This is a genomic window from Aquibium sp. A9E412, assembly GCF_030398335.1.
Lineage (GTDB): Bacteria > Pseudomonadota > Alphaproteobacteria > Rhizobiales > Rhizobiaceae > A9E412.
Genome location: NZ_JAOAOP010000029.1, coordinates 22,302 through 41,584, shown reverse-complemented (window position 1 = coordinate 41,584; position 19,283 = coordinate 22,302). Strand labels below are relative to the sequence as shown.

Below are 19,283 nucleotides of genomic sequence, written 5' to 3'. Positions count from 1 at the left end.
GGCGCCGCGCCTCGGTGAGCCGGCGGGCGAGCGCCGCCGGCGCCAGCCGCAACCCGTTGAGCTCGGCGCGCTTGCGCTGGGTGCTCGTCTGAAGCGCGCGGGCGAGCCGGCCGGCCGCCTCGTCGAAGCGACGGCGCGGCAGCGCCAGAAGCTGGTCGGCCGACGGCAGCGCGCGGGCGCAGGCGCGCAGCGCCTCGCGCTTGCGGTCGGTGCTGCGGCTCGCCGCGCCCTTGAGCCGGGCGCCGAGGCGGGCGAGCGAGGCCTCGAGGTCGGCGCGCACCGGCACCGCCATCTCGGCCGCGCCGGTCGGCGTCGGCGCGCGGCGGTCGGCGACGAGGTCGATCAGCGTCCAGTCGGTCTCGTGGCCGACCGCCGAGATCACCGGGATCGAGCAGGCCGCGACCGCGCGCACCACCGCCTCGTCGTTGAAGCCCCACAGGTCCTCCAGGCTGCCGCCGCCGCGCGCCACGATGACGAGGTCGGGGCGCGGCACCGCCGCGCCGTCGGCGGCGTCGAAGCCGGCGAGCGCGGCGGCCACCTCGGCGCCGGTCGTCTCGCCCTGGACGCGCACCGGCCACACCACGACATGCACGGGAAAGCGGTCGGCGATGCGGTGGATGATGTCGCGGATCACCGCGCCGGTCGGCGAGGTGACGACGCCGATGACGCGCGGCATGAAGGGCAGCGGCCGCTTGCGCGCCTCATCGAACAGGCCCTCGGCGGCGAGCGCCTTCTTGCGCTCCTCGAGCAGCGCCATCAGCGCGCCGGCGCCGGCCGGCTCCAGGCTGTCGATGACGATCTGGTATTTCGAGGAGCCGGGATAGGTGGTCAGCCGGCCGGAGGCGATCACCTCCATGCCCTCCTCCGGCTTGAAGCGCAGCCGCGAGAAGGTGCCGCGCCAGACCACCGCCTCGAGCCGGGCGCGGTCGTCCTTGAGCGCGAAATAGGCGTGCCCCGAGGAGTGCGGCCCGCGATAGCCGGAGACCTCGCCGCGCACGCGCACATGGCCGAAGGTGTCCTCGACCGTGCGCTTCAGCGCGACGGAAATCTCGCTGACCGAATACTCGGCCACGTTGCTCAGCGAATCGCGCGGTTCCGACCTGTCCATGGCTGCGATTGAGGCGGTTCGGCCCGGCGCGGTCAAGCCGCGCGCGGCCGCCGTCACCAGCCCGGCAGCACGTGGCCGGGCCGCAGCCGCCGCGAGCGGCGGAAGGCGGCGGCGCCGAAATCGAAGCCGCCCGCCTCGGCCGCCTCGACCGGCACCGACACGTTGTCGAGGCTTTCGGCGATGTGGCGGGCGAGCGCGGCGACCAGCTCCGGCCGGCCGGTGTGGCCGCGCAGGATGCCGATGTGGCAGTCGGGCAGGCGCGGAAAGCCGTCGGCGTCGCCGAGCACGCGCATGCCGGGCCGCAGCGCGCATTCCGGCAGCACCGAGACGGCCAGGCCCGACAGCACCGCCGCGCCGATCACCGTGCCCGACAGGCTGGTGAACAGGATGCGGTAGTCGCGGTCGTGCGCGCTCAGCGTCTCGCAGGCGACGCGCCGCCACACGCAGCTCGGCCGGCCGAAGGCGAGCGGCAGCACCTCGCGCTCATGCGTGGTGTGGTGCGCCGAGGTGACCCACAGCAGCGGCTCCTTGCGCACGATCTCCGCCTCCTCGCGGTGCAGGTCGTAGGTCACCAGCGCGATGTCGGCCTGGCCGCGGCGCACATGCTCGACCAGGTTCTCCGTCGGCTCGCACAGCACGGTCATCTCGACGCGCGGATTGGAGCGGGCGAAGCGGGCCATGATCTCGGGCAGGAAGCGCTCGGCGTAGTCGTCCGGCATGCCGATGCGCAGATGGCCCTCCAGGCTGTCGTCGTCGAAGGCGGCGAGCGTCTCGCGGTTGAGCCGCAGCATGCGCCGCGCATAGGCGAGCAGCCGCTCGCCGTCCTCGCTCAGCCGGTTGACGCGGCCGTCCTTGTGGAAGAGCGGCTTGCCGACGCGCTCCTCCAGCCGGCGCATCTGCATGGACACGGCGGACTGGGTGCGGTGCACCTCCTCCGCCGCGCGGGTGAAGCTGCCGGTGTCGGCGATCGCCACGAAGGTGGCGAGCTGGTCGAGGTCGAGGGGCGCGGGCATTTTTTTCCATCACCGATATTGATCCTAGACATTAGAAACATTCGTTCGACTAATCAATACACCGGTGCGATGGTGACTTCGACAGCAACGCGGCGTCATCCCCCGGCCGGCCGATCCCGGCGCGCCGGGCGCGCGACGCTCCGGCCGGGAGACAGGTCATGGCGACCATCGACGGCATCGGCAGAACGGTTTCGGGCCTTTTCGAAGGCCCGGCGGTGTCGCGCCTCGTCTACGCCGTGGCGCGCCTGCGCCGGCTGTGGCGCAACCGCGGCCACGTCCGCTACCTGCAGGAGCTTTCCGACTGGGAGCTGGCCGACATCGGCCTGCTGCGCGAGGACGTCGAGCACGCCCGCAGCCTGCCGCTGACGGTCGACCCGACGCTGCGGCTGCAGGCGCTGGTGCAGGCGCGCCAGCGCTGCGAGACGGTGATCCGCAAGCCCTGAGTGTGCCCTGCCCCCACGGTCTCCCCCATGCAGGCGACCTACTCCCACCTGCCGGCTTCCCCCCGGCCCGCCTGCATCTTGCCCGGTCCTCGCGGACCGGGCCTTTTTTTGCCCGCGCCGCAGCGCCGCCGACCGGCTCCCCCGCGTGCCCGGGAACCCGCCAGGAGAAGAAGCGCGGACAAAAAAAAGCGCCCGAAAGGGCGCTTCGAGAAGTCGGTCTGGCTGTCAGAACGAGGGTTCGGAAAAAACTCCTGGGCTGCTGCCGGCCGGTGGCGGGCCGGTGTCGCGTCGGCCACGACTATCGGGCCCGATCCGTTACCAAAACCTTACCCGCAGCGGGAAAAATTTACCTTTGGGTACCACAGTTGAAGGCGCGGTAAATTTCCATGCTACGCTTCGTTAACCACGGCGCGGCGGCCTTGCCGCGGCTCAGCGCTGCAGCTCGGGGCGGTCGGCGAACAGCGCCAGCGCCTCGGGGTTGGCGAGCGCCTCCTTGTTCTTGACCGGCCGGCCGTGCACCACGTCGCGCACCGCGAGCTCGGTGATCTTGCCCGACTTGGTGCGCGGGATGTCGGCGACGGCGACGATGCGGGCCGGCACATGGCGCGGACTGGCGCCGGAGCGGATCTTGCCGCGGATCCTCTTTTCGAGCGCCTCGTCGAGCGCAACGCCATCGGCCAGCCGCACGAACAGCACCACGCGCACGTCGCCGTCCCACTCCTGGCCGATGCAGATCGCCTCGATCACCTCGTCGAGCTGCTCGACCTGGTTGTAGATCTCGGCGGTGCCGATGCGCACGCCGCCGGGATTGAGCGTGGCGTCGGAGCGGCCGTGGATGATCATGCCGCCATGCTCGGTCCATTCGGCGAAGTCGCCGTGGCACCACACATTGTCGAAGCGCTCGAAATAGGCCGACCGGTACTTGGCGCCGTCGGGATCGTTCCAGAAGCCGATGGGCATGGCCGGAAAGGCGCGCGTGCACACGAGCTCGCCCTTCTCGCCGCGCAACGGGCGGCCGGCGTCGTCCCACACGTCGACGGCCATGCCGAGGCCGGCCCCCTGGATCTCGCCCGGCCACACCGGAAGGATCGGCACGCCGAGCACGAAGCACGAGACGATGTCGGTGCCGCCGGAGACCGACGCCAGATGCACGTCGGGCTTGATCGCGTCGTAGACGAAGGCGAAGCCATCCGGCGCCAGCGGCGAGCCGGTCGAGGCGATGGCGCGCACGCGCGACAGGTCGTGCGTGTCGCGCGGCCTGAGGCCGGCCTTGCGCACGGCGTCGATGAACTTGGCCGAGGTGCCGAAGAAGGTCATGCCCTCGGCCGCGGCGAAGTCGAACAGCGCGTTGCCGTCGGGATGGAACGGCGAGCCGTCGTAGAGCAGCAGCGTGGCGCCCGAGGCGAGGCCGGAGACCAACCAGTTCCACATCATCCAGCCGCAGGTGGTGAAGTAGAAGAAGCGGTCGCCCGGCCGCAGGTCGGCGTGCAGCCGGTGCTCCTTGAGATGCTGGAGAAGCGTGCCGCCGGCCGAATGCACGATGCACTTGGGAATGCCGGTCGTGCCGGAGGAAAACAGGATGTAGAGCGGATGCGCGAAGGGCAGCCGCTCGAAGGCGACCGGCGCCGGCTCGTATTCGGCCACCGCCGCCTCCAGCGCGACACCGCGCTCGAGCGTGCCGGCGACATCCTCGGCGGTGCCGAGATAGTCGACGACGAGCGCCAGGCGCACGCTCGGCAGCCGTTCGAGAACGGCGGCCGTCTTGTCGGCGACCTCGATCGCCTTGCCGTTGTACCAGTAGCCGTCCGGCGCCAGGAAGACGACCGGCTCGATCTGGCCGAAGCGGTCGAGCACGCCCTCAACGCCGAAGTCGGGCGAGCAGGACGACCAGATGGCGCCGATCGCGCTCGCCGCCAGCATCGCCGCCACCGTCTCGGGCATGTTGGGCAGCATGGCGGCGACACGGTCGCCCGCCTTCACGCCATGCGCGCGGAAGAGCTGCTGCAGGCGCGAGACCAGCGCGTGCAGCTCGTTCCACGACAGGCGCCGCTCGACCTTGTTCTCGCCGCGAAAGACGATCGCCTCGCCGGCACCGCGCGTGGAAAGCAGGTTTTCGGCGAAGTTCAGCCGCGCGTCGGGGAAGAAGGCGGCGCCGGGCATGCGGTCGCCGTCGACCAGCACGCGCGCGCCCTTGTCGCCGATCACGCCGCAGCGGTCCCACACCAGGTCCCAGAAGGCCTCGCGCTCGTCGACCGACCAGCGGTGGAAAGCCTGATAGTCCTCGATGGTGCGTCCCGACGCCTCGGTGGCAGCGGCCATGAAGCCGGTCATGGCGGCGGCCTCGACGGCCTCGCGCGACGGTCTCCACAACGGTTCGGTCCGGTCCATCAACATCCTCCTCTGGCTGGCGCGTGCCGTTATGCCCATTGCGCACGGGCTCGGCAAGGCACGCGGGCCGAGCGCTCGGCCATGGCGCGGCCACAAAGGCTTGAAATGCACCATGGCTGGTTTAAACCGAGGACACGCAACGGCGGCGGGACGCCGGACCGCCGCGCCCGCCGGGGCGCAGGAGGGCGGTTGGCGACCGTGCAGGCGCACCGGATCCGTCCGGGACGCGGCCGCCAGCCTTCGAAACCGATGCTCCGGCGCCCGGCGCGTCGATCACAGCGGGTAGCGATGCCAGGAACGGCGGCCAGACGCGGCATATGGGCACTGGGCATCGTCCTGGTGGCGAGCCTGCTGCTCGTCGCGGCGCTGCCCTTCTTCGCCTCCACGCAGATCGTGCGCGACCGCATCGCCCAGCAGATCGGCACCTGGAGCGGCTACCGCGTCCAGCTCGGCGACGCGCCGGAGCTCTTGGTGTGGCCGACCTTCCGCGCCCGGCTCGCCAACGTCACCTTCACCGAGTGGGGCAACCGCGCCGGCGCGCCGGTCATCGAGGCCGAGGAGATCGAGATCGACCTGTCGGCGCTCGCCGCGCTGCGCGGCGAGGTGGTGTTCACCCGGCTGAAGCTGGTGCGCCCGGTGGTGCGCGTGGCTGAGACCGGCGGGCCGTTCCCGCTGCCGGCCTCGCCCGGCGGCGGCAAGATCGCCCAGTCGATCGGCATGGCCCGCGCGGTGCTCGCCGCCGATCCGGCCGAGCCCAAGACCGCGGCGCTGCCCGACGACCCGTTCGGCACGGTGGAGCTTCAGGACGGGCGCATCGTGGCGGCGGGCGAACATGCGGAGGAAGCGCTCGTCAGCGGGCTGAACGGCACGCTGACCTGGCCCGCGCTGAACCGCGCGGCGAGCTTTGCCGGCAGCGGCATCTGGCACGGCGAGGCGGTGACGATCGAGGCGAGCGCGGCCGAGCCGCTGCTGCTGTTTGCCGGCGGCAACGCACCGGTCACCCTGTCACTGGAGGCCGCCCCGGTCAGCGCCGATTTCAACGGCATCGCCAACATCTCCGACGACGCCTTCCTCGACGGCGCGCTGGCGATGGCCTCGCCGTCGCTGCGCCGGCTCCTGGAATGGACGCGCTCGGACATCTCGCCCGGCTCGGCGATCGGCGCGGTCGAGATGCGCAGCAAGGTGGTGGGCGGCGCGCGCCGGCTGAAGTTCGAGAACGCTGAGATCGCGCTCGACGGCAATCCGGGCAGCGGCGTGCTCGACGTGACGCTCGGCGCACCGATGCCGGCGATCAGCGGCACGCTCGCCTTCCAGTCGCTCGACCTGCGCTCGCTCCTGTCGACCTTCACGCCGCTGCCGGAGGCGGGCAGCCGCGACGCGCTGGCCTTCGAGGCGCCGGAGCCGCGCCAGTTCGACATCGACCTCAGGCTGTCGGCCGCCCGCGCCGGCGTCGGCTCGGCCAACCTGACCGACGTGGCGGCGACGGCGCAGGTGCGCGGCGGGCTCGCCACCTTCGACATCTCCGACGCCACCGCCTTCGGCGGCACGGTGCAGTTCGGCATCCGCGTCGACCGCGCCGGGCGCGACAGCAAGGTCGAGCTGCGCCTGGTGGCGACCGACATCGAGGGCGGCCAGCTCGCACGCCAGCTCGGCGTCACCCGCGTCGTGCCGCGCGCGCGCTCCACCGTCTCGCTGATCCTCAAGGGCAGCGGCACGAGCTGGGAGACGATCATGCGCAACGCCGACGGCTCGGTCTCCGCCAGCCTCGGCGCCGGCGAGATCGCCGGGCTCGATCTCGCCGCCTTCCTGGCGCGCAGCGGACGGGCCGGCTTCTTCGCCCTGTCGGAGATCGCCGAGGGCGCGCTGCCCATCGAGACGGCGCAGATCAAGGCCTCGCTGTCGAACGGCATCGCCCGCATCGACCGCGCCGAGGCGCGCTCGGGCGGCCGCATGATCGCGCTGTCGGGCCTCATCCCCTTCGCCGGGCGCGGCATCGCGCTGTCGGGCACCGTCGGCCCCGTCACCGCCGAAGGCGACGGCGCGGCACCGCCGCCGGAACCCGAGGCCGCCTTCTTCGTCGGCGGCTCGTGGAGCGAGCCGTTCATCTCGCCGGTGCCGCCGCTCGGCCCGCCGGACTGACCCCGACGGGTCTTGGTCCAGCGGCGGACAAGCTCCGCATCCAGATGCGCGCCAAGGCGCGCTGCACAGGCCTCCCGCCACACTGGAATCATCGATCACCGCGACTGGCTATACCTCGGCCGCCCCGCCCCTTCAGCATGGCCGGCGAGAACCGCGGCCCTGTCGGGCCTCTGTTTGAAGAGGAGGAATCATGTCGATGAAAACGCTGGCCGGACCCGTGCTGGGCGGCCTTCTGCTCGCCGGTTCGCCGGCCGCCGCGGACGCCCCCGACACCATCTATTTCGGCGGCCCCATCGTGACGATGAAGGCGGACGCGCTGTTCGCCGAGGCGGTCGCGGTGCGCGACGACCGGATCATCGCCGTCGACATGCTGGAGAGCGTGCGCGCGATGGCCGACGAGGAGACCGAGATGGTCGACCTCGAGGGACGCACCCTGCTGCCCGGCTTCATCGACGCGCACGGCCACTTTCTCGGGGCCGGCATGAGCGCGTTGAGCTATGTCGACCTCAACCCGCCGCCGATCGGCACCGTGACCTCGATCGACGACCTGGTCGACCGGCTTGGCAGGGCTGCCGGCGCGGCGGACGGCGACGCGGTGATCCTCGGCCGGGGCTACGACGACACGCTGCTGGCCGAGAAGCGCCACCCCACGCGCGCCGATCTCGACCGCGTCTCCACCGAGGTGCCGGTCGTCATCACCCACATCTCCGGCCATCTGGCCGTCGGCAACTCGGCCGCGCTGGCGCGCGCCGGCATTACCGCCGAGACCGCCGATCCGGACGGCGGCCGCATCCGCAAGGACGCGCAGGGCGAGCCGACCGGCGTCATGGAGGGCAACGCCAACGGCCTGCTGCGCGCGCTGGCGCCGGCGCCCGACACCGCCGACTGGGTGGCCGCCATCGGCGCGGCGTCCGACATGTGGGCCGCGTCCGGCTTCACCACCGCCTCCGACAACCTCGTCTCGCCCGACCAGCTCGCCCTGTTCCGGGCCGCGCTCGAAGCGGGCGAGCAGACGGTGCGGGTGAACTACTGGCCGCGCGTGCGCAGCGTCGAGGCGGTGCGCGCCTTTCCGGCCGTCACGTCGGGCACCGACGTCAGCGACGGCCGGCTGATGCTCACCCAGGGACCCGTTAAGTTCACCATCGACGGCTCGCCGCAGGGCTACACCGCGCACTTCACGCAGCCCTACACGACGCTGCGCGAGGAGGACGAGGCGGGCTACAGCGGCTTTCCCTACTGGAACGACCGCGCCGCCTTCTTCGAGATCGTCGAGACGCTGCACCGCGACGGCTACCAGATGACGATCCACGGCAACGGCGACCAGGGCATCCAGGACGTCATCGACGGCTACGCGGCGGCGCAACGCGCCTTCCCGCGCGACGACGCGCGGCACGGCGTCATCCACGCCCAGTTCGCCCGGCCCGACCAGCTCGACCAGATGGCCGCGCTCGGCATCACGCCGAGCTTCTTCATCGGCCACACCTTCTACTGGGGCGACAGGCACAAGAACGTGTTCTTCGGGCCGCACCGGGCCGCCCACATGAGCCCGCTCGCCGGCGCGCGCGACCGCGCCCTGCGGTTTTCGACCCACACCGACACGCCGGTCACCCCGATCGACGGCATCCAGATGCTGTGGTCGTCGGTCAACCGCGTGTCGGCCGGCGGCGAGACGATCGGCGCCGGGCAGCGCATCGATCCGCTCGACGCGCTGAAGGCGATCACCGTCGACGCCGCCTGGCAGGTCTTCGAGGACGACGTGAAGGGCACGATCGAGCCGGGCAAGCTGGCCGACTTCGTCATCCTGTCCGACAATCCGCTGTCGGTCGGGCATGCCGATCCCGACGCCATCAAGGACATCAAGGTGCTCGAGACCATCGTCGGCGGCCGCAGCGTGTTCGAAGGCGAGACGACCAGCATCGTCAGCCGGCACTTCGCCGCGCGGTAGGCCCCGCGCGCAATGTGCCCGCATTGCCGGCCGGGCCGTCCGGCCGGCGATGCGGCACGTGAAGCCGGTCCGCCTCGCGCGGCGGTGCGGATCGGCCGGACCTATCCGTTGGACGCCCTGGAAACGCTACAGCCGCATCAGCGCCAGGCCGGCGAGCACGGTGAGGATCGAGACGACGCGCATTGGCGTCAGCCGCTCCTTCAGGAAGATGACGCCGATCGCCACGGCAAACAGCACGCTGGTCTCGCGCAGCGCGGCGACGAGCGCGATTGGCGCCAGCGTCATCGCCCAGATGGCGATCCAGTAGGCGCCCATCGACAGCATGCCGGCCAGGCTGCCGGTCAGCCAGTTGCGGCGCACCGTCTCGACCGTGCGGCGGCCGCGCGTGGTGATGACGAACAGCGCCAGCGGCAGGCCGTCGAGGGCGAACAGCCACAGCGTGTAGGCATGCGGATTGCCGGCCGCACGCGCGCCCACGCCGTCGGCGATCGAGTAGGCGGCGATGAACAGCGACGTGATCAGCGCGAAGGCGGTGCCCTGCGGCGCCTGCACCAGCACCCGCCAGCCGCGCTCGAAGGTCAGCACGGCGATGCCGAGGCCGAGCAGCAGGACGCCGGCCGTGGCCTGCGGCGTCAGCGTCTCGCCGAGCAGCAGGAAGCCGGCGAGCAGGGTGAGCATCGGCGCCGTGCCGCGGGCGAGCGGATAGACCTTGCCGAGCTCGCCGTGCCGATAGGCGGCGGCGAGAAAGATGTTGTAGCCGAGATGCAGCACCACCGAGGCGATGAGCCACGGCCAGGCGGCCGCCGGCGGCACCGGCACGAAGAACAACCCGACCAGCGCGACGAGGCCCGAGGAGCCGGTGAGCAGCGCCAGCGTCGCCATGCGGTCGGCCGTCGTGCGCAGGATGGCGTTCCAGCTCGCATGCAGAAGCGCGGCAAGGAGAACGGCGGAAGCGACGGTGACGGTCAAGGGCGATTCCGGTGCGAAGCAGACGTTGCGGCATCTTCCCCTAGACTCTTTGCCGGCTTCGCGGAACGGGCCAGCGGGGGCGGCAGACCGGGGCCAGCGGCTGCGGCGGCGCCCGCGAGCATGCTCTCGGGCATGTTCAACGCGGCCGCGGCATCGGCTACAACAGGAGGCGCGCCACCGCGCCGGCCGGCTCGACCGGGTCCGGCGCCGCGGGTGCGCGACGGCAACAGGGGCCGCGATGCCATGCCCGCCGGCGGGCGTCGCGGCGTGCTTGGCGAAGGGGGAGCCGGGTGCTCAGGTTCGTCACGGGGCTCTTCAAGATCGCGGTGGTCTCGCTGATCACCGGCGCGCTTCTGTCGGCCTTCGGCCTGTCGGCGGCCGATCTGCTGGCGCGCGTCGGGCTGACGCCGGAGAGCGCGCTGGCGCTGCTGCGGCGCGGCCTGCAATGGGCGGTGCCCAATCTCGTGCTCGGCTCGCTGATCGTCGTGCCGATCTGGATCGTCGTCTATCTGCTGCGCCCGCCGCGCGGCTGACGTGGCCCGGTCAGGAGGCGGCGCGGTCGCCGGCTGCCGGCCGCTTGCGCCAGGGCGGCCGACCCTCGATCTCGATCTGCAGGGCGAAGCTGAGGAAGGTGCGGATCAGCACGATGCCGGCGAGCACGGCCAGGCTGTCGAGAGTCGGCTCGATGGCCACCGTGGCGATGATGTCGGCGGCGACGAGGAACTCGAGCCCGAGCAGGATCGCCCGGCCCAGCCCGGCGCGAAAGCCGTGATAGGCCTCGTCGCCCGCCGCGCCGCGCCATGCCGCGCGGGCATAGCGCCCGGTGGCGATGCTCGCGCCGACGACGATCGCGGCGATGCCGGCGATCTCGATCGCCCGCGTGATCCAGTGCAGCGCGTTCTCCAGCCAGTCGGCGACGCCGGCGTCCGCGGTTGCCGGCGCGGCGGCGGCCGGCAGCGCCAGCGCGAGAAGCAGCGCGCCGCCCGCCGCCAGCGCCGGTGCGCCGGCGATGCGTCCGTGCCTTGCCGTGCTCGTGCCCATCGTTCATCCCCCTTGCATGCCGCGCGCGGCCGCGTTCGGCTGCGGCCTCCCGCCGGTCGCGCTTCGCGAAGGTGGCAGCGGCGGGCGGGTTCCGGCAAGTCCCCCGGGCGCCGGCGGCTGCCGGCGGCGAACAAAGGTTGCCGTCGCCGCCGCAGCGTGCTCCATGGCGGTCGCGCACCGCGCGCGAGGCCGCATGACGAGGGAAGAGCGATGACCATCAGGGACCTGCCGCAGGGCGAAGAGATCGCCCAGATCCGGGACAGCGTGCGCCGGTTGTGCGAGACCTTCCCGCCCGACTACTGGCGCCGGCTCGACCGCGAGAACGCCTATCCGAGCGCCTTCGTCGAGGCGCTGTCGGATGCCGGCTATCTTTCGGTGCTCATTCCCGAGGCCTATGGCGGCTCCGGCCTGCCGCTGTCGGCCGCCGCGGCGATCCTGGAGGAGATCCAGCGCGCCGGCGGCAACGCCGCGGCCTGCCACGCACAGATGTACATCATGGGAGCGCTGCTGCGGCACGGCAGCGAGGCGCAGAAGCAGGCCTATCTGCCCGACATCGCCTCGGGCGCGCTGCGGCTGCAGGCCTTCGGCGTGACCGAGCCGACGAGCGGCACCGACACCACCTCGATCAAGACCTTCGCGCGGCGCGAGGGCGACGTCTACGTGGTCGACGGCCAGAAGGTGTGGACCTCGCGGGCCGAGCATTCCGACCTGATGCTGCTTCTCGCCCGCACCACGGCGAAGGAGGCGGTGGCCAAGCGCACCGACGGGCTGTCGGTCTTCATCGTCGACATGCGCGCAGCGCTCGAGGCGGGCATGACGATCAAGCCGATCCGCACGATGATGAACCATTCGACGACCGAGGTCTTCTTCGATGGCGTGCGGGTGCCGGCCGGCAACCTGATCGGCGAGGAGGGCAAGGGCTTCCGCTACATCCTGTCGGGCATGAATGCCGAGCGCATCCTGATCGCGGCCGAATGCATCGGCGACGCCAAGTGGTTCATCGACAAGGCCACCGCCTATGCCGGCGAGCGGCGCGTCTTCGGCCGGCCGATCGGCCAGAACCAGGGCGTGCAGTTTCCGATCGCCCGCGCCTATGCGCAGATGCGTGCCGCCGAACTGATGGTGCAGCGGGCGGCGGCGCTGTTCGAGGCGGGCGAGGATTGCGGCGAAGAGGCCAACACGGCCAAGCTGCTCGCCTCCGAGGCGGCCTGGGCGGCGGGCGAGGCCTGCGTGCAGACCTTCGGCGGCTTCGCCTTCGCCGAGGAGTACGACGTCGAGCGCAAGTTCCGCGAGACGCGCCTCTACCAGGTGGCGCCGATCTCCACCAACCTCATCCTCAGCTATCTGTCCGAGCACGTGCTCGGCCTGCCGCGCTCCTACTGAGCCCGGCGGGCGGCACGGGACGAGACAGGACCGCGCCGCAGCGGGGCTGCGACGCGGTCCGAAAGAGGCCGCCCGGAACGGCCGGCCGGCGGCGCGCTGCGCGCGGCTCAGTCCCACCAGCCCTCTTCGACGCTCTCCAGCGCCTCGAGCTGCTCCTCGCTGTAGCGCGTCACGTAGGCGTAGTCGTCATCGTCGTCGACCGGCACCAGACGGACGTCCTCGACCTTGAGGAAGACATGCTTGTCGGCGATGTCGAGGAAGCCGCCGATCTCGCCGACGATGCCGGCGAAATTGCCGTCGCGGTCGAGGATCACGTCCTCGATCTCGCCGATCCTGTTCCAGTCGGCACCAACCTCGTCATAGGTGGTGTCGGCGTCCCAGGACAGCTCGTCCTCGGCCGCGTTGGTGGTGTAGATCGGCCCGTCGATGATGTCGTCGGCGCGGATCAGGTTGCTGAAGTCGGTGCCGGCCTGCTGCGCGGCGGCGCCGGTGGCGGCGAAGGTGGCAATCGACAAGGCGAGAATCGTCTTTCGCATCGGTGATCTCCCGTGTGGCATGATCCGACGCAACGGCAGCGGCCCGGCGAAGGTTCCTTGGACGAAAGAGGCGCGGCGGCGGCGCGGCGTGGCCGGCGGCCGCGCTCTCGCGCTTCAGCCGGTGCGGCGCGAGGCCAGCAGGGCGCACATGGCGCGATAGCGCGCATAGGCCTCGTCGAGCGCGGCGACGGCCGCCGCCTGCGGCTCGAACACGCGGTCGACCTGGACGACCTGTTCGGCGATGGCGGCCACGTCTCCGCCGGCCAGCGCCGCCCGCCCGAGGATCGCCGCGCCGGCCGCGGAGGTGTCGCCATCGCCGATCAGCCGCACCGGCCGATCGAGCGCGTCAGCGAGCACCTGGCACCAAACGGGCGAGCGCGCGCCGCCTTCCGCGAGGCGGATCTCGCCGCTCTCGACGCCGGCCTCGGCAAGCGCCTCGATGCACTCGCGCGCATTGAAGGCGACGCCCTCGAGCACCGCCCGCACCACATGGCCGCTGCCATGCGAGGAGGCGAGGCCGAACAGCATGCCGTGCGCGTCCGGCCAGTTGTGCGGCGTCGCCGCCCCCTCCAGGAAGGGCAGGAACGTCACGCCCTCGCTGCCGGCCGGCGTCGCGCCGGCCAGCCGGTCGAGAACCGCGTAGTCGGGCGGCGGCGCGCCGGCGCCGAGCACGTCGCGGAGCCATCGCAGGCTCAGCCCGCCGCTCATGATGAGGCCGAGCCACAGCTCGCGGCCCGGCACGGCATGGGGAATGCGCCACAGGCCGCGCCGGCGCGCCGGCTCGCCGGCCACCTCGGCCACCACGTGGCCGGCGGTGCCGAGCGTGATCGCCGTGCGGCCGGGCCGCACGATGCCGCAGCCGACGGCGAGCGCGGCGACGTCGCCCGCCCCCGTCGCGACCGGCGTGCCGGCCGCCAGCCCGGTCTCCGCGGCGGCCGCCGGGCTGACCTGTCCGGCCACGGCGGCCGACGGCAGGATCGGCGGTAGCAGCGCCGGCTCGACCGGCGCCAGCGCGCACAGCTCCGGCGCCCAGGCGCGCCCGCCGCGCGGCGTCATCGCGGTCGAGGCGGCGTCGGACGGGTCGGTCGCCAGCACGCCGGTCAGCCGCAGCAGGATATAGTCCTTGGCAAGCGCGATGCGGTGCGCGCGGGCCAGGAGGGCCGGATCGCGGGCCTGCAGCCAGGCGAGCTTGGGCAACACCGCGATGGCGCTCAGCTCGTTGCCGGTCGCCGCTTCGAAGGGCGGTTGCGCGCCGGCGGCGAGCCGGCCCGCCTCGTCGGCGGCGCGCAGGTCGAGCCAGATGATCGCATCGCCGAGCGGCGCGCCGGCCCCGTCGAGCAGCACGAAGCCGTTGAGCTGGCCCGACAGGCCGACCGAGACGATCTCGGCCCCGGCCGCGCGCACCGCCTCGGCGACGGCGGCGGCGGTCTCGCGCCACCAGTCGGACGGCGCCTGCTCGGCCCAGCCGGGCCGCACCGCGCGCGTCGGATAGCCGCGCTGCGTCTTGGCGAGGACGGCGCCGGCCGCGTCGTGCACCAGCACCTTGACGGCGGAGGTCCCGAGGTCGATGCCGAGATGGCCGCGCCGCGCCGTCATGCGCCCTCGGGGCGGTAGAGACCGTGCCGGGCGAGATAGCCGAGCCACAGCTCGGCCGTGCGCGCGGCGCCCGTCTCCAGCCAGCGCCGCCCCTTCTCGGCCGTCGCCTGGGTCGGATCGCCGAACACGCCGGAGCGCATGATGTGGCCCATGGACAGCTCCGAGCGGCCGTAGTCGTCCGGCACCGGCGGGTAGTCGGCCGCCGCGCGCTCCATGTGAACGAGCTCGGGCGCGATCGCCAGCATCAGCGCCGTCTCGATCTCCTCGGCATGGATGTCGTTGGCCCAGCGGTGCGACTGCGCCTCGGCGAGCATCGTGTCGAGGCCGAGATAGAGGCTGTTCAGCACGCGGATGTCGTGGCGCTCGTGGATCAGCTCGCGGATGGCGTGCTTGACCAGCTGCGGGTTCGAGCCGTGCGCCGACAGCACGAACAGCGCCTTGACGCCCCAGCCGGCGAGGCTCTCGGCGATGTCGCGGACGATCGCCATGTAGGTGTCGAAGCGGAAGGTGAGCGTGCCGGGATGGCCGCGCCAGACCCAGGCGTAGCCGACGTTCAGCACCGGAAGCACCATGCCCACGCTGCGCCGCGCGGTCTCCAGCGCCATGCGTTCGGCGATCCGATTGTCGGTGTCGAGCGGCAGGTGCGGGCCGTGCTGCTCGAACGAGCCGACCGGCAGGATGGCGAAGGGGTAGCGCTCGGCGAAGGCGGCGATCTCGGGCAGCGTCGCCTCGCGGGCATCGATCCAGGTCGTCATCGCAGCGCCTCCCACGCCGCCCGGTAGGCGGCATCGCCGTCCCAGCGCTTCTGGTCGAGCGCGCGTCCGCTCGCCGCACCGGCCGGCAGCCCGGCGAGAAAGGCCGCCGTCTCGTCGAGCAGCGACGGCGGTGCCAGCCGGGCGCGCTCGTGCGGCGTAAGGTGGGCGAAGAAGCCGCTGTCGATCATCACCGAGGGAAACAGCGTGTTGACGTTGATGCCGTGCGGCGCCAGCTCGATGGCCAGCACCCGCGCCAGCATCTCCACCGCCGCCTTCGACGTGCAGTAGGGTGCGTCGCCGGCACGCGCCTGGTCAAGCATGGCGAGCGACGAGGTGACGAAGACGATGTTGCCGCCGCCGGTGGCGCGCATGTGGCGCGCGGCGCTGCGCGCGGTGACGAAGGCGCCGTCGACGTTGACCCTCAGCACGCGCTGCCAGGTGGCATAGGGCAGATCGAGCGCCTCGTGGTGGTCGATGTCGGTCACCGCGGCGTTGGCGATCACGGCGCCGAGCGGCGCATCCGCCGCAGCCGCTGCGAAGGCGTCTTCCATCGCCTGCTCGTCGGTGACGTCGGCGGCAAGCGCGCGGAAGCCGGGCGCCGCCGTCGCGTCGTCGGCGAAGGGCGCGCGGTCGATGCCCGCGACGCGCCAGCCGAGCGCGAGGAAGCGGCGCACCAGAGCCGCGCCGATGCCGCCGGCCGCGCCGGTGATCGCGATGTGCTTCGCCGCGCCGCCGGCCATCGCTCCGCTCCTATTTCACCGCGCCGCTCGCCAGCCCCTCGACGATGTGGCGCTGGGCGAAACCGACGAAGATGAGCGCGGGAACCATCGAGCCGATGGAGATCGCCGCGATCAGCGGCCAGTCGAAGCTCATCGTGCCGGCGAGCCCGGCCACCACCACCGGCACGGTCTGCGCGTCGCGGGCGGTCAGGAAGAAGGCGAGCAGGAACTCGTTCCACGAGAAGATGAAGACGATCACCGCCACCGAGGCGATCATCGGCCGGCTGATCGGCACGATGACGAGCAGCAGCGTCTGCCAGCGCTTGGCGCCGTCGAGCATGGCCGCCTCGTCGAGGTCGACCGGCATCGCGCGGAAATACGTCATCAGCAGCCAGACGGCGAGCGGCAGGGTGAGCGTCAGGTGCGCCATCGCCACGGCGATCCGCGTGTCGAGCAGGCCGAGCGCCTTGAACAGCACGTAGAGCGGCAGAATGATCGAGAACAGCGGCGCCAGGCGGATCGACAGCACCCAGAAGCTCAGGTTCTGCTGCACCGCGCCGCGCATGCGGGCCAGCGCATAGGCCGCCGGCAGGCCGATCGCCAGCGACAGCGCCACGTTGGTCAGCGCGATCGTCAGCGAGTTGGCGAAGGCGCCGACGAGGCCGCTGGCGAAGATCTTCTCATAGGCCTCGAAGCTCGGCGTGAAGACCAGCGCCGGCGGCACCTCGAGCGCGGCGGCGCGCGTCTTCAGGGAGGCGAGCGCCAGCCAGACCAGCGGGAAGACCACGAAGACGAAGACGACGCCGAGAAAGCCCGCGCGGATCAGCGCCAGCCAGCGGCCGTAGCGGCGCGGCGCGCTCATGCGCCCGCCTCCAGGTCGCGCTGCACGAAGCGGCGGAACAAAAGCATGGCGCCGGCCAGGCAGATGAACAGGAGCACCACCCCGAGCGCCGCGGCCTGGCCGAAGTCGAGCTCCTGGAAGGCGGTGCGCCAGCCGAAGATCGACAGGATCTGCGTCGCCCGTCCGGGCCCGCCGCGCGTCATCACGTAGATCAGCTCGAAGGTGTTGATGGCGTCGACGATGCGGAACAGGATCGCCACGAACAGCGCCCCCTTGAGCAGCGGCAGGGTGATGAAGAAGAACTCGTGGAACGGGTTGGCGCCGTCCATGCGCGCGGCCTCGTAGAAATCGCGCGGGATCGACTGCAGGGCGGCGAGCAGGATCAGGAACATGAAGGGCGTGCGGCTCCACACGTCGGCGATGACCACCGAGACGAGCGCGGCGCGCGGCTCGGCCAGCGGGTTGAGCTCGAGGCCGATGGCCGGCAGCAGCCAGGCGCCGAGGAAGCCGATCTCGCCGTTGAGCAGGAAGCGCCAGGTGAAGCCGGCGACGACCGGCGGGATGACGAGCGGCATGACCACGATGGCGCGCATCCAGCCGCGGCCGGCGCGCGCGAAGGTGAGCGCCATGCCGAGGCCGAGGCCGAGCATGATGACGGTGCTGAGCACGAGATAGGCGGCGGTGACGCGCAGCGCCTGCCAGAAATCGGCGCCGGCGAGCAGGCGCTGGAAATTGTCGGTGCCGACGAAGAAGCGCTGCGGATCGGTGACCAGCCAGTGCTGGGTGCTCATCCAGAACAGGTAGACCGTGGGAAACAGCACCACGGTGGCGAGCGCCATCACCATCGGTGCCAGGAACCAGAACCGCCAGCTCAACGCCATGCCCGCCCCGCGCGTTCGGCCGCTACACTTCAAGAGGATGCCGCGGCCGGGACGCCGGTCCCGGCCGCGGCGGTTCGGTGCCGGCTACTCGTAGTAGCCGGCGCGCTCCATGCGCTCCTCGGCCCAGGCCTGCAGCTCGGCAAGCGCCTCGTCCACCGTCTTGGAGCCGGAGATCGCCTCCGACGCGGCGGTGCCGATGCGCTCCATGAACGCGTTGAGCTCTGGGATGTAGGGGAAGTAGTGCGGATCGGCCTGCTCGTAGCTCGCCTCGATCTGGTCGAGCATCTCGGCCGGCCACTTCTCGCCCAGCACCTCGCCGCGCGTGATCGCCGGGAAGGTGCTGTAGGGCCAGCCGATCGTTTCGGCGAAGCCCTGCATGGCCTGCTCGCCGGTCAGGAAGGCGAGCGTCTTGTAGGCGGCCTCCTTGTTGTCGGAGAACGCGCTGACGCCGACCGAGAAGGTCCAGAAGCTCTGCACCGGCAGGCCGGAGGGGCCGGCCGGCGACGGCGCGAAGGCCGTGTGCTCGGCGACGTCGGTGTTCTCGGTGCCGCCGAGCGCGGCGAAGCCGTTGATCGCCGAAGGCATGAGAACGACCGCCTGGCCGGCGCCGTAGAGGTTCATCATGTCGACCCAGGTGTGGGTGGCGATGCCGGGCGGCCCGTATTCGCGCGACCATTCCACGAAGGCCTCGAAGCCCTCGCGGAACTCGCCGGTGAAGATCGGCCGGGCGTCGTTGGCCCTGATCTCCTCGGGCGTCGTCGCGCCGCCCTCGAACCAGGCGGGATAGCCGGCATAGGCGTAGACGAACCCGCTCAGGTCGAGGCTCGGCTCCTCGCCGGGCGCACCGCGCATGGTCAGCGGGTAGACGTCGGTGATGCCGTCCTTCTCGAGGCCGGCCTTGATGGTGTCGAGCGCGCCGGCCAGCGCCTCGGTGGTCTCGGGGAACTCGGCGATGCCGTAGCGCTCGAAGATGTCCTTGCGGTAGATGACGCCGGCGCCGAACGAGTAGTAGGGCAAGGCCCACAGCTTGCCGTCGACGCGGTTGGCCTCGAGGAACTGCGGGTAGACCGCCTCGGGATCGAAATACTCCGTCGCCGTCGACAGCAGGTCGTCGAGCGGCTCGAGATAGCCGGCATAGCTGAAGGTCTGCACGGCGCCGTCGGAGCCGAGCATCACCAGGTCGTAGGTGCCGGTCTGGTTGACCAGGTCGAGCAGCACCTTCTGGCGCGCCGTCTCCTCGTCGGCGAACTCGATGTTGACGGTGATGCCGGTCGCCTCCTCGAAGGCGCGCAGCTTGTCGGTCTTGTCGGTGCCCGAGGGGCCGAACATGTCGGCCCAGGCGAATCCGGGGGCGAACGCGACGATGTTGATCTCGGTCTGGGCGCTGGCCGCCGTCGGCAGGGCGATGGCGAACGCCGCCGCGGTGAGCAGTCTGGTGGATGCCTTCAATTTCACCTCCATCGAACGGCTATTTTGTGGGCCCGCGGGTTTGTGGGCCCGGGTGCCGCGCGCCGGACCGCGGCACC

General features: G+C 71.7%; 17 protein-coding genes. 5 read left to right on the top strand and 12 right to left on the bottom strand.

Annotation, left to right across the window (positions count from 1 at the left end; all coding sequences use genetic code 11):
- Both xseA and N1F89_RS12100 read right to left on the bottom strand, forming a co-directional pair.
- The coding region (xseA, locus tag N1F89_RS12105; protein WP_290084352.1) for an exodeoxyribonuclease VII large subunit at window positions 1-1,108 on the bottom strand (1,108 nt) is incomplete at its 3' end.
- Window positions 1,109-1,161: 53 nt separating this feature from the next.
- Entirely contained in the window at window positions 1,162-2,121 is a 960-nt protein-coding gene (locus N1F89_RS12100) for a LysR substrate-binding domain-containing protein (protein ID WP_290084351.1), read from the bottom strand.
- Window positions 2,122-2,279: 158 nt separating this feature from the next.
- Here N1F89_RS12100 and N1F89_RS12095 point away from each other — a divergent pair, with 158 nt between their 5' ends.
- Complete coding sequence (locus N1F89_RS12095; protein ID WP_290084350.1) at window positions 2,280-2,564, top strand: DUF1127 domain-containing protein; 285 nt, start codon at window positions 2,280-2,282, stop codon at window positions 2,562-2,564.
- Between the two features lie 429 nt (window positions 2,565-2,993).
- Here N1F89_RS12095 and N1F89_RS12090 read toward each other — a convergent pair whose 3' ends face one another.
- Window positions 2,994-4,952: an acetoacetate--CoA ligase gene (locus N1F89_RS12090; RefSeq protein WP_290084349.1), complete on the bottom strand. Its 1,959-nt coding sequence runs from the start codon at window positions 4,950-4,952 to the stop codon at window positions 2,994-2,996.
- 339 nt (window positions 4,953-5,291) lie between these two features.
- Between N1F89_RS12090 and N1F89_RS12085 the strand changes: the two genes are divergently transcribed.
- Together N1F89_RS12085 and N1F89_RS12080 are read left to right on the top strand one after the other, a co-directional pair.
- A complete protein-coding gene (locus N1F89_RS12085) occupies window positions 5,292-7,091 on the top strand; it encodes an AsmA-like C-terminal region-containing protein (RefSeq protein WP_354670325.1) in 1,800 nt (599 codons plus the stop codon).
- A gap of 190 nt (window positions 7,092-7,281) precedes the next feature.
- Window positions 7,282-9,036 (top strand): amidohydrolase, encoded by a 1,755-nt coding sequence (locus N1F89_RS12080; protein ID WP_290084347.1) that lies wholly within the window; start codon window positions 7,282-7,284, stop codon window positions 9,034-9,036.
- Window positions 9,037-9,162: 126 nt separating this feature from the next.
- Here the strand turns inward: N1F89_RS12080 and N1F89_RS12075 are convergent, their stop codons facing one another.
- Window positions 9,163-10,005: a DMT family transporter gene (locus N1F89_RS12075; protein WP_290084346.1), complete on the bottom strand. Its 843-nt coding sequence runs from the start codon at window positions 10,003-10,005 to the stop codon at window positions 9,163-9,165.
- A gap of 290 nt (window positions 10,006-10,295) precedes the next feature.
- Between N1F89_RS12075 and N1F89_RS12070 the strand changes: the two genes are divergently transcribed.
- The gene (locus N1F89_RS12070) at window positions 10,296-10,538 is read left to right on the top strand and encodes a DUF6460 domain-containing protein (protein WP_290084345.1); all 243 of its coding nucleotides are present in this window, start codon (window positions 10,296-10,298) and stop codon (window positions 10,536-10,538) included.
- A gap of 10 nt (window positions 10,539-10,548) precedes the next feature.
- Here the strand turns inward: N1F89_RS12070 and N1F89_RS20700 are convergent, their stop codons facing one another.
- Entirely contained in the window at window positions 10,549-11,046 is a 498-nt protein-coding gene (locus N1F89_RS20700; RefSeq protein WP_354670324.1) for a DUF1622 domain-containing protein, read from the bottom strand.
- A gap of 210 nt (window positions 11,047-11,256) precedes the next feature.
- On the opposite strand from N1F89_RS20700, the gene N1F89_RS12060 reads away from it, so the two are divergent.
- The gene (locus N1F89_RS12060; protein WP_290084344.1) at window positions 11,257-12,429 is read left to right on the top strand and encodes an acyl-CoA dehydrogenase family protein; all 1,173 of its coding nucleotides are present in this window, start codon (window positions 11,257-11,259) and stop codon (window positions 12,427-12,429) included.
- 107 nt (window positions 12,430-12,536) lie between these two features.
- Here the strand turns inward: N1F89_RS12060 and N1F89_RS12055 are convergent, their stop codons facing one another.
- From N1F89_RS12055 to N1F89_RS12025, 7 genes are all read right to left on the bottom strand, one after another.
- Window positions 12,537-12,965 carry a PRC-barrel domain-containing protein gene (locus N1F89_RS12055; protein ID WP_290084343.1) on the bottom strand — a complete coding sequence of 143 codons (429 nt, stop codon included), beginning with the start codon at window positions 12,963-12,965 and terminating at the stop codon, window positions 12,537-12,539.
- 114 nt (window positions 12,966-13,079) lie between these two features.
- Window positions 13,080-14,561: an FGGY family carbohydrate kinase gene (locus N1F89_RS12050; protein ID WP_290084342.1), complete on the bottom strand. Its 1,482-nt coding sequence runs from the start codon at window positions 14,559-14,561 to the stop codon at window positions 13,080-13,082.
- Window positions 14,558-15,316 (bottom strand): creatininase family protein, encoded by a 759-nt coding sequence (locus N1F89_RS12045; RefSeq protein WP_290084341.1) that lies wholly within the window; start codon window positions 15,314-15,316, stop codon window positions 14,558-14,560. Before N1F89_RS12045 ends, N1F89_RS12050 begins: the two co-directional genes overlap by 4 nt.
- Complete coding sequence (locus N1F89_RS12040; RefSeq protein WP_290084340.1) at window positions 15,313-16,056, bottom strand: SDR family oxidoreductase; 744 nt, start codon at window positions 16,054-16,056, stop codon at window positions 15,313-15,315. The genes N1F89_RS12045 and N1F89_RS12040 overlap by 4 nt, the downstream gene beginning before the upstream one ends.
- 10 nt (window positions 16,057-16,066) lie before the next feature.
- A complete protein-coding gene (locus tag N1F89_RS12035) occupies window positions 16,067-16,897 on the bottom strand; it encodes a carbohydrate ABC transporter permease (protein ID WP_290084339.1) in 831 nt (276 codons plus the stop codon).
- Window positions 16,894-17,757, bottom strand: coding sequence for a sugar ABC transporter permease (locus N1F89_RS12030; protein ID WP_290084338.1), 864 nt, complete (start codon window positions 17,755-17,757; stop codon window positions 16,894-16,896). Before N1F89_RS12030 ends, N1F89_RS12035 begins: the two co-directional genes overlap by 4 nt.
- Before the next feature lie 84 nt (window positions 17,758-17,841).
- Window positions 17,842-19,206 (bottom strand): extracellular solute-binding protein, encoded by a 1,365-nt coding sequence (locus tag N1F89_RS12025; RefSeq protein ID WP_290084337.1) that lies wholly within the window; start codon window positions 19,204-19,206, stop codon window positions 17,842-17,844.
- Window positions 19,207-19,283: the final 77 nt, after the last annotated feature.

Coding starts and splice junctions, on each gene's coding strand:
- N1F89_RS12045 (WP_290084341.1), bottom strand. CDS start 15,316: ATGACGACCTGGATCGATGCCCGCGAGGCGACGCTGCCCGAGATCGCC.
- N1F89_RS12095 (WP_290084350.1), top strand. CDS start 2,280: ATGGCGACCATCGACGGCATCGGCAGAACGGTTTCGGGCCTTTTCGAA.
- N1F89_RS12035 (WP_290084339.1), bottom strand. CDS start 16,897: ATGAGCGCGCCGCGCCGCTACGGCCGCTGGCTGGCGCTGATCCGCGCG.
- N1F89_RS12030 (WP_290084338.1), bottom strand. CDS start 17,757: ATGGCGTTGAGCTGGCGGTTCTGGTTCCTGGCACCGATGGTGATGGCG.
- N1F89_RS12100 (WP_290084351.1), bottom strand. CDS start 2,121: ATGCCCGCGCCCCTCGACCTCGACCAGCTCGCCACCTTCGTGGCGATC.
- N1F89_RS12055 (WP_290084343.1), bottom strand. CDS start 12,965: ATGCGAAAGACGATTCTCGCCTTGTCGATTGCCACCTTCGCCGCCACC.
- N1F89_RS12090 (WP_290084349.1), bottom strand. CDS start 4,952: ATGGACCGGACCGAACCGTTGTGGAGACCGTCGCGCGAGGCCGTCGAG.
- N1F89_RS12040 (WP_290084340.1), bottom strand. CDS start 16,056: ATGGCCGGCGGCGCGGCGAAGCACATCGCGATCACCGGCGCGGCCGGC.
- N1F89_RS12080 (WP_290084347.1), top strand. CDS start 7,282: ATGTCGATGAAAACGCTGGCCGGACCCGTGCTGGGCGGCCTTCTGCTC.
- N1F89_RS12050 (WP_290084342.1), bottom strand. CDS start 14,561: ATGACGGCGCGGCGCGGCCATCTCGGCATCGACCTCGGGACCTCCGCC.
- N1F89_RS12060 (WP_290084344.1), top strand. CDS start 11,257: ATGACCATCAGGGACCTGCCGCAGGGCGAAGAGATCGCCCAGATCCGG.
- N1F89_RS20700 (WP_354670324.1), bottom strand. CDS start 11,046: ATGGGCACGAGCACGGCAAGGCACGGACGCATCGCCGGCGCACCGGCG.